The sequence below is a fragment of the Labrenzia sp. THAF187b genome, from assembly GCF_009363375.1.
GTDB lineage: Bacteria > Pseudomonadota > Alphaproteobacteria > Rhizobiales > Stappiaceae > Roseibium > Roseibium algicola.
The window spans coordinates 560975-576902 of sequence record NZ_CP045344.1 but is presented as its reverse complement, the minus strand read 5'-3'; the positions used below and the strand labels follow the sequence as shown (position 1 = coordinate 576902).

Below are 15928 nucleotides of genomic sequence, written 5' to 3'. Positions count from 1 at the left end.
CGTGCCAAAACACATCAAGGTACCGACTTCTTCCGGACCTGTTGAATGTATTGATCTCAAGGGTGTGGTTGGCGAAAGAATGGAACGCCTGCCGCATGTGCTGCGTCTCCTCGCGGAGAACCATCTGCGTGAGACAGGCGAGACAGAGGCCCTTGTCGCGGCACTTGAAACCTTCCTGCAAGGACAGAAACCGGATTTCGAGTTCAGTTTCCGCCCCAACCGCATCCTGATGCATGACACGACATGTACTCCGGCTCTTGCGGACATAGCGGCCATGCGGGATGTCCTCGCAGAGGAAGGCGTGGATCCGGCAATGCTCACGCCCGACCTGCCGGTAGAGGTGTCGGTCGACCACTCGGTTGCCGTTGACGTCTACGGCTCGGCAACCGCGCTGCAAAAGAACACCTTCAACGAAATCGAGCGTAATACGGAACGCTACACTTTCATGAAGTGGGCGGCCCGGAACATGGCGACACTGAATGTCAATCCGCCGGGCACTGGGATCATGCACACCATCAACCTGGAGCAGTTGGCGACACTGATTGTCAGGCGAACCGACGGGCTTTCGCACCCCGACATGATGATCGGAACCGACAGTCATACGCCAATGGTGAATGGCATCGGTATCCTGGCATGGGGTGTCGGCGGGTTGGAGGCGGAAACCGCCATGTTCGGGCAGGCCCTGTCTCTGGCATTTCCCGAGATCGTCGGCATTCGATTGAAAGGACAACTTCAGCCCGGCGTTCTGGCGACGGATCTGGCTCTCGAGGTCACACATCAGCTGCGGGAAATCGGTGTCACCGGTAGTTTCGTGGAGTTCTTCGGACCCGGAATAGCAACGCTGAGCGCGGACGACAGGGCCGTCGTCTCCAACATGGCACCTGAATACGGCGCATCGACCGGGTTCTTCCCACCTGATCAAGAAAGCATTGCCTATCTCAGGCGAACTGGCCGGCAAGAGGATCTGCTCGATACCATTCGTCCCATGCTGGAAGCACAGGGACTATGGTTCGATCCGGCGGCGGAACCGAAGTTCAGCCGAATGATCGAGATAGACCTGTCGGCCATAAAACCACTCATTGCCGGGCCTCGCCGCCCCCAGGATCGGATCTCTGCCTCTGAAGCCGAAAGCGCAGTTGTACAATGCCTGGGACGAGACCTGTCCCCCCCACCTCTGTCATCCGGGCCTGTGGGCGTTCCTGATGGGGCTGTTGGCATCGCGGCCATCACCAGCTGTACGAATACCACTTCGCCGGAATTGCTGTTGGCAGCCGGAATCCTGGCTCAAAAAGCACATGCCCGTGGCCTCCGCCCTCCGGAATGGGTGAAAACCTCGCTGGCGCCCGGTTCGCCATCTGCACAGGATTTGTTGCGGCGGACAGGGTTGCTCGGCGATTTGGAAGCAATCGGGTTCGGTATCGTCGGTTTTGGTTGCACCACCTGCATTGGAAACTCGGGTCCGCTTCCTGCCCGGATCGAGCATGCGCTGCACGAGAACAAAGCAGTCGTGGCGGTGCTTTCCGGAAATCGCAACTTCCCTGGCAGGGTTCATCCGAAGCTGGATCTGGGCTATCTGGCGTCGCCGCCACTGGTGATTGCCTTTGCTCTCAAGGGCAGTGTAAAGGGCGATATTCTCGCAGATCCCATCTCGACCGATATCGACGGCAAGCCAGTCTACCTCTCCGAAATCTGGCCATCCGCTGCGGAGATTGCTTCCGCGCTCTCGCGAGGAATTGAGCCTGAAAACGTGCCTGCAGCCTTTGAGAAGGCTCGGGGAAATGCAGAATGGGCACGTCTGGAGGCACCTGTTGGACCCTGCTTTCCGTGGGACGCCGGTTCACGAAACCTGCGTCGCCCGGCCTTTGTTTCGAGGGAAGTTGAAACACGCCTTGGAAATTACGAGGCAGCACCTCTCATGGTTCTCGGCGACGACATGACCACGGACCATATTTCGCCAGCCGGCTGGATTGCTCCGGATAGCACTGCCGGCAAGTGGCTGGTCGAACGTGGTGGCGACCCGTCGGATCTGAATGTCTATGCTTCCTACCGTGGCAATTGGGAAGTGATGCTGCGCGGCCTTTTCACCAACCGTTCGGCCAAAAACCATCTCGCGCCAGACCTCGCACCCGCGACAACTGAACTGGCAGATGGTTCGCGGTTGCCGGTTTTCGAGGCCGCCGAAAAGCTGCAGAAGGAAGGCGTTTCCGCAATACTCCTGGCAGGTCATCGGTACGGTATGGGGTCGAGCAGGGACTGGGCTGCGAAAGGTGCTGCGCTGCTCGGCGTCCGGGCAATTGTTGCGCGCAGTTTTGAGAGGATCCATCGTAGCAATCTGATCGGCATGGGGATCCTTCCGATTGAAATTGCCGACAGTTTCGTTCCCGCCGAAGCAGGGATCCTGCCCGATGATCGCTTTCAGCTGGAGGCTTCACCTGAGCACATCCTGCCGAGGCAGGAAATGACGATGAAGTGGAAACGTTCTGACGGCACTGTCTGCGACGTGGCAGCGCGCGCAGCTGTCGATACAAGGCAGGAGATCGAACTTCTGCGCGCAGGTGGCGTGCTGCCTTCAATCATCAAAAGGTCACTGGCGAACAGGATCGCGGCAAACACCGAAACGAAGCGGGCCTGGTCGAGCTGACTTGCTGGCTTGTTCGTTGCCGGGAAAAATCGGCTGCTCCCGTTTTGCAATGAGGAGCAGCCGATACTTTCAACCCGCTGATGCTGGTTCCAGGGCGCGTATCAGCTCTGCCTTGCTCGTCAGAGCACCGCTCAAGTGCTTCTTCATTGCGAACGAGGCTTCCAGGACCTCTCCCCGGGAGAGAAGGTCCAGGATGATGAGATGTTGCCTGGACTGTTCGATGAACCGGTCCGGCTTATAAGCAGCCCTATATTCCAGCAGACGCCGCATCTGGTTTACGCGCACAAGTGCCATGTGGAAGTAAGGGTTGTTCGCGAATTTGATAAGCTCTTCGTGAAAGGCCGCCCCTGTGGCCAGCAGCTGTTCCACAGGCAGGCGCTGGATGTCGTGGTCGAGCATCCGCTGCTGGGCCGCCCTCAGTACCTCCAGCTTTTCCGGAACGACTTCATAGTCCGGCGACAGCATCGCTGCCGGCTCGATCACCATTCGGAACTGATAGATCTGCTGGAAGGACTCCGTCGACTTCGCAACGTTCAGAAAGCTCCAGCCGTAGCCCGGCTTGCGTTCCGCCCAGCCTTCTCGGGCAGCACGTACAAGGATATCCTGAACTTGCGCTTTTGTGAGCTTGTATCGATCGCGAAGAAATTGTTCGGTCACTTCTTCAGGCAGCACATTGTTGCGCCAGTCGTCCGCGACGCGCTGGTAGGGGCTCTCACGCTCGATTGTGAGGGCGAGCGGCACAGTGTCGCCACCGCCGTTCTTGCTCCCGGTTACATAGAAACCCCGGTTGGTCTTCTGTTCGACGACGCCTGCGTCTGTCAGTATCTTGAGGGCCTCGCGTATCGGCGATCGGGACACGTTGAACCTGTCCGCCAGCGTCTGGGCTCGCAGGGGATCGCCGACTGCCAACTGGCCGGATGCGATCTGCTGCGAGATTTTCTGTGCAATCTGCTCCGCAAGGTTGCTGGTCTTCACACTGATCGCCCTTTGAATTGGATTTTGTGCATTTTTTTGCCCTAAGGGGCCAATAAATGCAAACTATTGGCAGCCTTGGATTTAACATTCTCGTTTGGCAGTCACCACCGTTTCGATTGGAGAGTTCGTTTTTCAGCCTCTCGGCGCACTGATTTCAACCTGGGCTCCCCAGCTTGCATCATCTCAGCGCCTGGTCAGGCAGAAGAGCGCAGTCTCGTGCGACGCCGTGCCGTTCAAGGATGTCGCCGACCAGCCCACTTCGTGCTGCCTCACCGAGAAAGTTACGGAGATGAGCCGCAGCACCAGGGCGCCCCCTCGGAACTGCCATGGCCTGCCGTATCTCCATGAAGGGTGGTGTCAACACATGGCTCCCGGGTCGTTTTTCCGCTTCCCGGGCCATGACAGCTCCTATCCCGGCAATCGCCGTGACCTCGCCGGCATCCAGCGCCTCCAGAAGCGCAAAGATATCGTGGTAATACACAATGTTTTCCGAGCCTGGGAGGCGTTCCAGTGTCAAGCTGTAGGCCGTGCCGACGATCGATCCAACCTTCAGTCCGCTATCAACAAGCTCCTGCGAGGCTTTCGCGGGGCAGGTTGGTGCAGCCAGGTAATTTCCTTCAATCCGGATATAAGGTTCCGTGAAATCGATTGTTTCCGCGCGCTTAGGATCGACGGCAAGGAAGCAGACATCCCAGACGTCCTCCTGCGACGAAGACGACACGTCGACGGCTCTTTCGTATTCGACAAATCGCAGAGGCAGGTTCAGACGGTCAGCGAGAGTGCGCGCCAGATCCACGCTGATCCCGGTCGCCGCTCCGGAAGGATCTCGTCCAACCAGAATTCGGTTTCCGTGGTTAAGGGCTACTCGGAGTTCGCCCATCGGAGCGTATTCTCGAAGGACTTGGTCAGGTACGGACATGTTGCGGGTTACTCTGTTGCGATCATACGTGCAAAAGGGGTCTGATTTAGGCGTCAATTTTTGCACTTTTAAATATTAAAAAGCAAATAATATTGAGGCAATTTTCGCCTTCGACGCGTAGTTCTGAGGAGAAATATCAAGCCTGCCTGTGGTGCGCCAAGCGTACGGCGAGACGCTCGAATGGAGCACCGCTTTGCTCAGCAAGCGCAAGGATCCAGGTGCCTTGTATCAGGACGAGCAACTGCTCGGCTTCCAGATCGGGATCATCCATTCCAAGTCGGGCCGCATGACCCGCAAGACAGGATTTCCAGTCAGCCAGAACGGTCCGGGCAACGTCGCGAAGCTCGGGCTCCTGCGACACCGCCTGCAGCATGCTCATGACCGGACATGCCAGAACCTGATCTTCTTGCACTGTCAATCGCTCGACGGATTGGCATGTCCTGATGGCTCCTTCCTGAAAGTCGGTGGCGTCCTCGAAGGCCCGGTCCACCATTTTCTCAATCATCTTGCCGACCCAGAGTGTCGCGGCCTCAGCCAGTTCGCGTTTGCCGCCCGGGAAATGGTGGTAGAGCGACCCTTTCGGCAGACCAGCGACGGCAAGGATTTCGGCAAGTCCAACGCCGCTATAGCCTTTTTGTCGAAAGAGGGTGGCGGCGGTGCGGATCAGATGGTCACGCGTCGAGATAGGAGACATACGAACTTCACTACACCGTCTAGACCGATCGGTCCAGATGATGTACTAGACCAGTCGGTCTAGAAGGGGTGTCGGTATGCTGCAAGAGCGGAACCCGCGAGTACAGAATGTTGCGATCTCGGCAGAAGGAGCGGAACTTCAAGGAAGCTACTACAGGCCTCAGGGCGCGGTCCTCGCAAATCTCGTCCTGCATGGTGCGACCGGTGTCCAGCAATACTTCTATCGTGCCTTTGCGACCTGGGCTGCGGAACGCGGCTTTGGCGTTCTCACCTATGATTATCGGGATTTCGGCAGGTCGGCCTTTCGACCGATGCGCCAGAGCAAGGCCACCTTTGCCGACTGGGCGGTTCTGGACCAGGCGGCTGCCGAGCGGACACTGGCGGACCTGGCGCCGGATGGTCCTTTGTGGGTCGTCGGACACTCGCTCGGCGGGCTAGGGTTTCCCTTTCGCCGGCACGACGCAAGAGTGGAGCGTATTACGACCGTCGGGGCCGGTTTTGGCCATTTCTCCGATCACCCGTGGAGCTACCGGCCGAAGGTTCTGGCCTTCTGGTTCCTGCTCGGGCCTTTGGGGACGTCGGTAGCAGGCTATCTGCCCGGACGACAATTGCTCCTGGGTGAAGACCTGCCGGCCGGTGTCTACTGGCAGTGGCGAAAATGGTGTACCAGCAGGGACTTCTTCCGAAGCGACATCGGTGCAAGCCTGCCTGACCCGGATTTCGGCTCGGACGGCCCAAAACTGCGCATGCTGACCATGAAGGACGACGTCGTCGTGCCCCCTGTGGCTGTTAAACGCTATGCGGACTCGTTCCCGAATGAGCGCGTCGACTTCCAAATGCTGCATGCATCGGATTACGGGCTGAAAGCTCTCGGGCACATCGAAGTCTTTTCCAGGCGTAACGCCCCAATCTGGCCTGTCATTTTGGAGCCGAAGTGATTCCCCGTGCAGGCATTGCGCCTCCAAATTCGCCATTCAACTAATCCGAATTGTTTCCTAAAAGCGGACATACATGGCTGTTTGACAAAAGTAATTGTGTGCATGTGGGCCTTCGCACGGCAAGAAGTTGCTGAAAGAATAGAAAACCCAATCTCAGCAAAGGTCACAAGTGGCGGAGTTGTGAAGCGCTCCGCCACGTGTTTCACGAATTCTAAAGTCGAGTTTATCGATCTTATCCGCGGACGAATTTCAGAAGGTCGGCGTTGACCACATCGGCGTTCACCGTGAGCATCCCGTGCGAGAAGCCCGGATAGATGATCAGAGTGCTGTTCTGCAGAAGCTTGTCCTGCATGATTGCTGCTGTCTTGTAGGGAACAACCTGATCGTCATCGCCGTGCATCACCAGGGTGGGGACGGTGATTGCCTTGAGATCTTCGGTCTGATCGGTTTCCGAAAATGCCTTGATGCCTTCGTAGTGTGCCTTGGCGCTGCCCATCATGCCCTGCCGCCACCAGTTCTTGATGACGCCTTCTGATGGTTCGGCGCCGTCACGGTTGTAACCGTAGAACGGGCCCGCGGGGACATCGAGAAAGAATTGGGCTCGATTGGCCGCGAGTGCTGAACGGAAATCGTCGAAGACCTCGATCGGTATGCCGTCCGGGTTATCCGATGTCTTGACCATCAGAGGCGGAACCGCGCTGACCAGCACTGCCTTGGCCACCCGGCCCTGGGGCTGCCCATGTTGCGCAACGTAGCGCGCGACCTGACCGCCCCCCGTCGAATGGCCGATATGGATGGCATTCCTGAGATCGAGATGCTCCACCACTGCTGATGCGTCGGCGGCGTAGTGGTCCATGTCGTGACCCTCGCTGACCTGGGAAGAGCGCCCATGTCCGCGCCTGTCGTGAGCTACGACGCGATAGCCGTTTTGGAGAAAGAACAGCATCTGGTTATCCCAGTCGTCTGCGCTTAGCGGCCAGCCATGATGGAAATGGATCGGCTGTGCGTCCCGTGGACCCCAATCCTTGTAGAAGATTTCTACCCCGTCTTTCGTGGTTACAAACGACATGCTCAGTCTCCCTCCTGGTGTTGAACTTCGTTGCAAAGTCCCGCGAACTGAAAGCACTCCCGGTGAAGGTAGCGCCAATCCCTAGGGCTTCAATAGTGTCGGCAGGTGCAGAACCAGCTGAGCGTCCTTGACGACGTCGAGACGCAGAATTTTGGAAGCCCCCAACCCGTCAAGCAACTGGCTGAGCGGTCCCCCCTTTCGAGTGAGCTGAACCTCACCGGGAAGGAGGCGTTGGCCGAAGGAGAGCGTGTTGGTCTGTACCCTTGTCTGATGCCATTCGCCGTCCACAAGATGGATCAGGTTGTTCATGCCCAGGCGTGATTGTGACGGCACGTTGCGCAGTCTTGGCAAGGCGGAAGACAATGTGAGATCCGGATCACCGCCGGCGTCAGAAATCCGGGCTTCCACCTTCGAAGAGATGTTCAGTTCAATCTTCGCAAGCCACTTCGGCAATTGATAGCCGTAGACGCCTCGCACACGCGCAATCTCTGTATCCACGGGCAGCGCCAGAACATGCGCATGAAAATTTCGGCGCCGGATTGCCTGCAACAATTCAAGTGCATGCGGTCCTTTCGCACCCGGCCGGCGTATCACGACCGCGACAGAAACCTCATTGTAAGGGTCGTTGTCGCAAACCGGGTATGAGAAGAACGTGAGTGCCAGCAAGCCAGACGAGGGTGTAATTTTCAGCGGCTCAATTGGCTCGGGTATGGAGGCTCGCAATCTGTCTGCGGGCGCGAGAAGCAGTAACTGCACACTTTGGCTTCGATAGTAGAAATTTGGCGTCCACGCGAGGCCGACCCTTGATTGGACCTGTTGTTTTGGAAACCGGCGGAAAAAATCGACATTTCCCGCCGCAGGATCTTTGGAGACCTCGTCTAGGTCCGGGTTCATTCTGAAGCGATCGTAGTATCCGCCCCTCGGCACTTCGACCTTTTGGCCGCCGAACTCGATTTCCGACTTCTGTGATTGCATTCAAATTTGGCCTTCTTGGCATATGTGCATGGCAGGCACGTTTTCTGACTTTTGGTCGGCAGCAAGGCTTGAAAGCGTAAGATTAAACCCAACTTCAAGGTCAAGCGTAGTTTTCGAACGCCTTGGAGGGTCGTTCAGGGCTCACCTTGGTCAGGCATGCGACGCGCGCAGCCTCATCCAGTTCCGGTACTGCCGGGCACGTCGCTTTGCGTCGAACTGAGAGACGAGCAACGCCCAAAGCGGAGAAATCCCAGGCACTGTCGGTCTCCCATTGGCAAGCCTGGATAGCTGATATTTGACGGCAGCCATATGTGCGATTGCGGCAACAGGCTTGTTTTTCCAGTTGATTGGCTTCAGACGCGGAGCGCTTGGTTTTCCGAACCGCCAGTCACGCGGCAACTGAGGTGTAATGGCCAGAGCCGTGGCAATGCCCACCATATCGACACCGCTGTTCAACACCTCTTCGGCAACCTCCCGGCGGCGGATACCTCCAGTCACCATGAGGGGCATCGGGGCAACAGTAGCGATTTCCCTTGCAAACTCGAGGAAGTACGCTTCCCGGGCAAGCGTTCGTTCGTCCCTGGAAGACCCCATCATGGCCGGGGCTTCATAGCTGCCTCCTGACAGCTCAACCAGATCAACTTTGAGTGCGCCCAGCATTTTGACGACCGTCTGCGCATCTGCCGGGGAGAAACCACCGCGCTGGAAATCGGCGGAATTGAGTTTGACGGCCACAGCAAATTCAGGCGCGACCACAGCACGCACGGAACGCACAATGTCGATCAGCAGTCTTGAGCGGTTTTCGAGACTGCCTCCCCAGTGGTCTTGCCGCCGATTGGTGATCGGCGAAAGGAACTGGCTGAGCAGGTAACCGTGCGCTGCATGGATTTCCACGCCCGTAAAACCGGCTCGCTCCGCCAGCAGAGCAGCGTTGACGAAACGTTGCTCCACATCAGCAATGTCGGCAGCAGTCATTTCACGAGGAACCGAAAATCTTTTTGACTGAGATCCCAGGTCGATCGCGACTGCAGAAGGCGCCAGTGTTTCCTGACCAAGTCCCGCCGGCATCTGGCGACCGGGATGATTGATCTGCATCCATACCTGAGCCCCGCGTGAACGCGCTGCCTTGGACCATGCTTCGAACCGATACAGATATCGATCGTCTTCTAGAACGACCCCGCCCGGTCCGGTCATGGCACGTGCATCGATCATCACGTTGCCTGTAATGATCAAACCGGCTTCACCTTCAGCCCACGTCTTGTAGAGGCGAAGTAGATCTTCGGACGGGGCATGGTCCTGGTCCGCCATGTTTTCTTCCATGGCTGCCTTGGCTATGCGGTTCGGTATGACGGCTCCGGAGGGGAGCACCAACTGGGAAAACAGGTTCATTTTTGGTTTCCAATGATTGAATTTGCGTGACCTTAACCTTTGAGTTAAGTTCAAGGTCAAGAGGGTTGCTGCTATGAAGTTTCAAAGTGGAGGACCCTAGGCACTCGGTTGCCCAACAGGAAATCTGGGGCATTTGATGGATGGGAACTCGTGCCACACATGTTCGAGCGAGACACAAACAATGAAAATTGGTGAACTGGCAGAGAAAACCGGCCTGGCGGCCTCGCGGATCCGGTTTTACGAGAGGGTCGGCTTGCTGAAGTCTGTCGAACGACTTCCCAATGGGTATCGCATCTATCCACCGGAGGCAGTCACGGTACTTAACCTGATTGTCTCCGCTCAGAACGCGGGTTTTAGCCTGGAAGAATTGACCGCGCTTTTACCCCAGGATCTTGCAGACTGGCAGCATGACAAGCTTCTGGAAACACTGCATCGCAAGGTCAACGAGATCGAAACCCTGCAAATGCATTTGAGTGAAAGCAAAGCGCAACTGCTTGAGGTTATTGCGCAAATTGAAGCCCGGCCGGAAGGAATCGATTGCGCTTCGAATGCCAGAAGAGTTCTTTCTTCCATACAATCGGCAACACCTGTCGGCAGAAACAAACCGAAGGACCAGAAAAACAAGTCGGGCAGCTAGCGGTTTCCTGAGACGAAACTCGATTCCGAATTGAGGTTCGAAGCCGCAAGCAGGCTTGTCTGGTTCTGGCTGAGCCCGGAAAGCTGAACGGACCCGAGTTTCAATCCCGTAAAAAATTCAAAGTTAAGCAGATCAGGTCAGAAAATGTATATCTATCTTCCGACCTGATCGCATTGGGCTTTAAACGATACCGCGTAGTTTCTGGAACTCGTGCAGCATTTCTCCGACGCGGCCACAGTACTTCGGGTCCTTCTCCGAATACTCGTCGACCACCTCAAGCGAATATTTGTGCAGGTTCATCAAGGCTTCTTCATCGAGCTGTGACAGTTCTCCATTCATTTCCTCAATGAATTCATTGGTGTACAGCATGTCCCGGTAAAGGAAGTGTGCGCTGGCATCGGCAGACGTCGCCCGGACAATCTCGTTGAAGGTTGCCTGAAGATCGGCGCCGATCGAATTCCAGCGCTCGAGGTTGACGAGGACCTCGCCATTGAGGTGACCAAGCAGGTCCGGTCTCACGATGTACTTGTTGACCTCTTGGAGGTTCATTCCCCAGCCGGTCGAGGTCGACCCCCAATGTGCTCCATCGACAACTCCGGTTTGCAGGCCCTGGTACAGTTCTGCACCTGGAATAGAGACCGGGGTTGCTCCCATTTTGGAAAAAACAAGAGCTGCGGGACCGGTCGAGCGGACTTTCCATCCGGCAAAGTCCGCTGTCGTTCTCAAGGGGCGGTTGGAGTACAGGGTCAATCCGGCATAGGAAACTGGTCCAGCCTGATAGACGCCTTGCTCGGCATAAGCTTCGCGGATGATGTCGAGCGCACCCATTTCGTACATGAATGCGGCCATTTCCTCGTGCTTGTCCCAGGTGCCGATGAACCCGTTCAGATGTCCCGCGACCGGGATCCTGCCAATCCAGTAGGCCGGATAGATGAAGGCACTTTCCAGCAAACCGCGGCGCACGCCATCAAGGACTTCCCCGGTACGAACAAGGCCATCGTTCGGGACGGGCTTGATGGTCAGCTCACCGTTCGTTGCCTCGGTAATCCGGTTGCAGAATTTGACGAAAACCTCCTCATAATACCAGTTTCCCGTCGGCCAGTGCGTCTGCATTTGCCATGTTACATTGCTTTGCGCGATTGCTGGCGGGGCCGCCAGGGCCGTCGCGGCGACGGCGCCTGCGGACGCCGTCAAAAAACCACGACGCGTCGAATTCACTTGATGGTCTGCCATTTTATTCTCCTCCTCTTTGACACGGCTGGAAACGTCCGATCAGCCAGCGCCGGTCACACTGGTGATCAGTTCGGGAAACACGAAGAACGCTGCTCCGGTGAAAAGCATCAGCAACAGAAAGGGGAACACGGCGGTATATATTTTTAGTATTGGCGTGTTGGGGCTGAGCGTTTTCAAGTAGAAAAGGTTGTAACCGAAGGGTGGGGAAATATAGCCAATGCAAAGGTTGAGCTGAAAAAGAACACAAAACCAGATCGGGTCGTATCCCAGTTGCACGACGATCGGAAAAAATATCGGTAGGACGAGAAGAATGATCCCGACCGGATCCAGAAACATGCCCAGAACAAGTGTCACCACCTGCATGAGCAATATCGTGACCCAGGGCGCGGTCCCCATTGAGCTGAGCATGTTCTGCATGAACGAAATGCCACCACCGCTACCGTAGATCGAGGTGAAAGCAGACGCTCCGAAAACGATCCAGATGACCATCCCGGTCACCGAGGCGGTGGTGTAGCTGACGTCCTTGACATAGCTCCAGGTGAGCTCCCCGCGCACGGCAACAGCAAGCGTAACCGCCGCGGCCCCAATGGCGGCTGCTTCCGTTGGCGTGGCAATCCCTGCAAAAATCGAAACAAGCACGGCAAGGATAATGAACAAAGGCAGGATCACCGACTTGAGCGACGCCAGGCGTTCTTGCAGCGGAGCCCTGGTTTCGATGGTCGGTGCGAGAGATGGGGAAAGTAAGCTTCGAATGGAGACGTAAACTATGAAGACGCTGAGCAGGAACAGGCCCGAGACCATGCCTCCCAGGAAAAGCCGGCCGATCGATTGACCCGTCTGCATCCCGATAAGAATGAGTGTGATCGACGGCGGGATGAGGATACCGAGCGTTCCGGACGCTCCAATCGTGCCCAGCACGAATTCCCGGTTGTATCCTCTCTTGTCCATGGCGGGGATTCCGACCATTCCGGTCGTGATGGTCGATGCGGCGCAGCTCCCGGTCATCGCCGATAGTGTTGCGGCAAAACCCGACGTCCCCAGGAGCAGCCCGCCAGGCATTCGTCCCGACCACAGATAAAAGGCGTGGTAGAGGTCACCGGCAATTCTGGATTTCGCCAGAGCGACCCCGATGAACGTAAACAGTGGGATCGAAGAGAGCAGGATCGACCACATCCCTCCGAAGGTTGCCGAAACAACCGAATACATGCCGTTCGAGCCATAGATCAGGTAGCCGAAGACAACCGCGGTTCCACCCATGGCGAAGGAAAGTGAGACGCCGCTAAGAATGGCGATCAGCACCATTCCGAACATCCCCAGGGTCAAGAGTTCAGGCGACATTGTTCGTGGTACTTTCCGTGACGATGTGAGGAGCAATAAGTCTCAGGGCTGCTTTCACGGCCTCAATGACGGCCTGGACTGTGATCAGGAAGCTGCCGGCGAACAGAGCGAGTTTCGGGGGCCACATCGGGTGTCCCAGAACGCTGTCGTCCAGTTCGTTGAAGGTCCAGGAATCGTGGAAGAAATTCCAACCTTCGTAGGTGAGCACCGCCCCCCACAGAAGCAGGAAGGCGAAGTTGATCAGATCCAGGAATGCGTTCCAGCGAACCCTGCCCGGTAGCAGTAGGATGTCTACCCGAACGTGTTCACGCTTGATCAGGGTGTAAGCGCCAACGAGAACGAAGTAAGAGCCGAAAATGCGCTGGGTGTAGCCGTGTGCCCAGGTCGTCGGCTGACCGAAGCCATAGCGCGCGACAACCTCGAAACAAAGGACCGCTATCCCCGCCCAGATCAGAAAACTGACGCACTTGCCGATCGCAATGTTCAGGCCTTCGACCAACTGAAAAAGCTTCATGAACATCACTGAACCTCCTCCTTGCTGTGTTCGAGGATGGTCAGTGCCCGTTCTGCAAATCTTTCCGCGAGCGGCCCGAGGTGCTCGGCTTCAGCGGCGGCGGCGTTGCCGGCTCTTGCCCGATCAGCGATCCCGACGAAGATGGCCGCGAACCGGAAGAGGGCAAATGCCATATGAAACGGGGCGAGTTGCGATGAGGATTTTGCATTTGCCTGGTACTCGGCAACGAACTCGTCGAGGGAGGGAATACCAATGTCTGACCAGTTCGTTCCAAGGATACCGCCGTACTCGTCCGGCGAGGTGTTCCAGGGCATGACGCAAAAGCCGAGGTCGGCAAGAGGATGTCCGAGCGTGGACAGTTCCCAATCGAGAATGGCGACCACTTTGGGTTCCGTCGGATGGAACATCATGTTCCCTATCCTGAAATCACCGTGACTGATGGAAATCAGTCCGTCGTCTTCGGGACAGGTCTCGCTGACCAGTCTTGAGAGACTGTCCAGAGCCGGAATGCGAGGGCCGGTCGTTTCGTCATACTGTCGTGACCATCGCGATATCTGCCGGCGGAAATAGTTGCCAGGCCGCCCAAAGTCCTCCAGACCGATCTCGGTCGGTCTGACAGCATGAAGACGGGCGAGGGTTCTGGCGGTGTCGAGATACATTTCACGGCGATGTTCGCGGCTTACCCCCGGAAGGGTGCAATCGGAAAACACGCGACCGTCTACCCAGTCCATGACGTAGAAAGGCCTGCCCAGGACTCCGGGATCGTCTTCGAGCCAGAGCACATTTGGAACCGGCACGCCGGTATTCCCGAGCGCTTTCATCACTCGGAATTCCCGTTCCACCGCATGCGCGCCGGGAAGGACCGGTCCAGCCGGTTTTATCCTCAGAACGAGCCTTCGGGAGCCCCATTGCAGACTGTAGGTCGGGTTCGACTGGCCACCCGAAATCTGCTCGACGTGGAGAACGCCTTCGCCCGGTATTTTTTCCGCAAGCCAGTCTTCGAGGGCATTCAGATTCAGGCCGTTATTCACTTGCCATCTCCTTGACCCTGTCACGCAGGGCAAATTTCTGGATTTTCCCGGTCGCCGTTTTGGGCAGTGTCCCGAACACGAACTTTCTTGGCCGCTTGAAGCCGGCGAGACGGGAACGGCAAAACTCCTCGAGCGATTTGGGATCCGGCGTTCGTCCGTTCTTTGCTTCAACAAATGCCCATGCGGTCTCACCCCACTTGGGATCGGGGGCGGCAACGACTGCGGCAATCAAGATGTCCGGGTGCTGGTGCAGGATGGTTTCGACTTCGAGACTGGAGAAGTTCTCACCACCCGAAATGATGATGTCCTTCGCACGGTCCTGTATCTCGAGGGCGCGGTCCGGATGGACAACCGCGAGATCACCGGTTCGGAAATAACCGTCCTTGAGAGCAGCTTCGGTCGCGTCCGGATCGCGGAAATATCCCGCCATCAATGTGTTGCCGCGCACAGCCACTTCGCCAATGGTGACCCCGTCACAGGGAACGTCGGTGCCAAGCTCATCGACAACGCGGACCTGACCAGTCGTCTCGTGGCGAAAACCCTGACGCGCCAGGATTTTGGATCTTTCGGCCAGGGCGAGATCCGGATCAAATATCGGATCGTTCATCGTGACCGGACCGTATGTCTCGGTGAGGCCATACAGATGAACGAGGTTAAACCCGAGTTTTTCCAATCCGGAAAGCAGGGTAGGGGTCGGCGCGGCACCTCCAGTTCCCACTCTCACGCGTCGCGGAGCCGGTTCTTTCATGTGATCCAGCAGCATGTACAGGACGACCGGAGCACAACTCATGTCGGTAACCTGTTCACGCGCGATCGTGTCGACGATGAGCTGAGGGTCAACCTTGTCGAGGCAAACGTGTACGCCTCCCGCAGCCGTGACGGCCCATGTGTGCGTCCAGCCATTGCAGTGGAACATCGGAAGTGTCCAAAGGTACCGCGTCTGGCTGGTAAATCCTGCCGCTATCACATTTCCCAGCGCATTCAGGTAAGCGCCGCGATGGGTATAAACGACACCCTTCGGGTTGCCCGTCGTGCCTGAAGTGTAGTTGAGCGAAATCGGCCCTGTTTCTTCGCCAACCTCGAGCCGCGTATCCTGCTCATCGAATTGACCGTAGAAGAAGTCCAGCCCGGTTCCGTCGCCAGGGGCATCGCATAAACGGAATACAGGTATGGAACTGTCCGAGAGCTGTCCGACAGTCGTCCCGTCTGCGATCATGAGGCGGCTGCCCGCATGTTCGAGAATGTAGGAAATCTCGGCAGCGTTGAGGCGGGTGTTGACAGTATTCAGAACCGCGCCAATCCCCGGCACGGCGAAGTGCGCTGCCAGCATTTCGGGGCGATTGTTCAAGATTATCGAGACGACATCACCCGGCCGCACACCCTGCTTCTTCAACCAGGAAGCCATCCGGAACACCAGGTTTCCGAATTCTCGATAGTTCCAGCGCAAGTCCCTCCAGACGAGCGCCGGTTGGTCGCTGTGAATTTCGAGGGCTCGCCTCAAAAAACTCAATGGTGTCAGCGGCACAAAGTTCGCAGAACAAGCTGCGAGATACGGTTCGCCAAACATTTTGTCCCT

14 protein-coding genes are annotated in these 15928 nt (G+C 56.9%); 3 read left to right on the top strand and 11 right to left on the bottom strand.

All coding sequences use genetic code 11. The features are described 5' to 3' along the window. Position 1: 1 nt before the first annotated feature. Positions 2-2641, top strand: coding sequence for an aconitate hydratase AcnA (acnA, locus tag FIV03_RS02675; RefSeq protein ID WP_286202257.1), 2640 nt, complete (start codon positions 2-4; stop codon positions 2639-2641). 69 nt (positions 2642-2710) lie between these two features. Here acnA and FIV03_RS02670 read toward each other — a convergent pair whose 3' ends face one another. The 3 genes from FIV03_RS02670 to FIV03_RS02660 form a co-directional block, all read right to left on the bottom strand. After that, the gene (locus FIV03_RS02670; protein WP_152508580.1) at positions 2711-3616 is read right to left on the bottom strand and encodes a GntR family transcriptional regulator; all 906 of its coding nucleotides are present in this window, start codon (positions 3614-3616) and stop codon (positions 2711-2713) included. 178 nt (positions 3617-3794) lie between these two features. Continuing rightward, positions 3795-4496 carry a transporter substrate-binding domain-containing protein gene (locus FIV03_RS02665; RefSeq protein WP_173013752.1) on the bottom strand — a complete coding sequence of 234 codons (702 nt, stop codon included), beginning with the start codon at positions 4494-4496 and terminating at the stop codon, positions 3795-3797. Between the two features lie 175 nt (positions 4497-4671). Beyond that, positions 4672-5229 carry a TetR/AcrR family transcriptional regulator gene (locus tag FIV03_RS02660; RefSeq protein ID WP_152508578.1) on the bottom strand — a complete coding sequence of 186 codons (558 nt, stop codon included), beginning with the start codon at positions 5227-5229 and terminating at the stop codon, positions 4672-4674. A 76-nt stretch (positions 5230-5305) separates the two neighbouring features. Between FIV03_RS02660 and FIV03_RS02655 the strand changes: the two genes are divergently transcribed. After that, a complete protein-coding gene (locus tag FIV03_RS02655; protein ID WP_152508577.1) occupies positions 5306-6166 on the top strand; it encodes an alpha/beta fold hydrolase in 861 nt (286 codons plus the stop codon). A gap of 232 nt (positions 6167-6398) precedes the next feature. On the opposite strand, the gene FIV03_RS02650 is transcribed toward FIV03_RS02655, so the two are convergent. From FIV03_RS02650 to FIV03_RS02640, 3 genes are all read right to left on the bottom strand, one after another. After that, positions 6399-7235: an alpha/beta hydrolase gene (locus FIV03_RS02650; protein WP_152505912.1), complete on the bottom strand. Its 837-nt coding sequence runs from the start codon at positions 7233-7235 to the stop codon at positions 6399-6401. A gap of 81 nt (positions 7236-7316) precedes the next feature. Further along, a complete protein-coding gene (locus FIV03_RS32020; RefSeq protein WP_209009836.1) occupies positions 7317-7733 on the bottom strand; it encodes a hypothetical protein in 417 nt (138 codons plus the stop codon). 627 nt (positions 7734-8360) lie between these two features. Next, on the bottom strand, positions 8361-9599 hold the full coding sequence (locus FIV03_RS02640) for an NADH:flavin oxidoreductase/NADH oxidase family protein (RefSeq protein ID WP_152508575.1): 1239 nt from the start codon (positions 9597-9599) through the stop codon (positions 8361-8363). 181 nt (positions 9600-9780) lie between these two features. On the opposite strand from FIV03_RS02640, the gene FIV03_RS02635 reads away from it, so the two are divergent. After that, positions 9781-10236, top strand: a complete 456-nt coding sequence (locus FIV03_RS02635) for a MerR family transcriptional regulator (protein WP_152508574.1) — start codon at positions 9781-9783, stop codon at positions 10234-10236. A gap of 180 nt (positions 10237-10416) precedes the next feature. Here FIV03_RS02635 and FIV03_RS02630 read toward each other — a convergent pair whose 3' ends face one another. The 5 genes from FIV03_RS02630 to FIV03_RS02610 are packed head-to-tail and all read right to left on the bottom strand — an operon-like array spanning position 10417 to position 15919. Next, the gene (locus FIV03_RS02630) at positions 10417-11469 is read right to left on the bottom strand and encodes a TRAP transporter substrate-binding protein (protein WP_152511793.1); all 1053 of its coding nucleotides are present in this window, start codon (positions 11467-11469) and stop codon (positions 10417-10419) included. Between the two features lie 39 nt (positions 11470-11508). Beyond that, positions 11509-12807 (bottom strand): TRAP transporter large permease subunit, encoded by a 1299-nt coding sequence (locus FIV03_RS02625; protein WP_152508573.1) that lies wholly within the window; start codon positions 12805-12807, stop codon positions 11509-11511. Continuing rightward, a complete protein-coding gene (locus FIV03_RS02620; protein WP_209009835.1) occupies positions 12797-13327 on the bottom strand; it encodes a TRAP transporter small permease subunit in 531 nt (176 codons plus the stop codon). Before FIV03_RS02620 ends, FIV03_RS02625 begins: the two co-directional genes overlap by 11 nt. After that, complete coding sequence (locus FIV03_RS02615) at positions 13327-14352, bottom strand: phosphotransferase family protein (protein WP_152508572.1); 1026 nt, start codon at positions 14350-14352, stop codon at positions 13327-13329. The genes FIV03_RS02620 and FIV03_RS02615 overlap by 1 nt, the downstream gene beginning before the upstream one ends. Beyond that, positions 14345-15919: an AMP-binding protein gene (locus FIV03_RS02610; protein WP_152508571.1), complete on the bottom strand. Its 1575-nt coding sequence runs from the start codon at positions 15917-15919 to the stop codon at positions 14345-14347. The genes FIV03_RS02615 and FIV03_RS02610 overlap by 8 nt, the downstream gene beginning before the upstream one ends. Positions 15920-15928 lie beyond the last annotated feature (9 nt).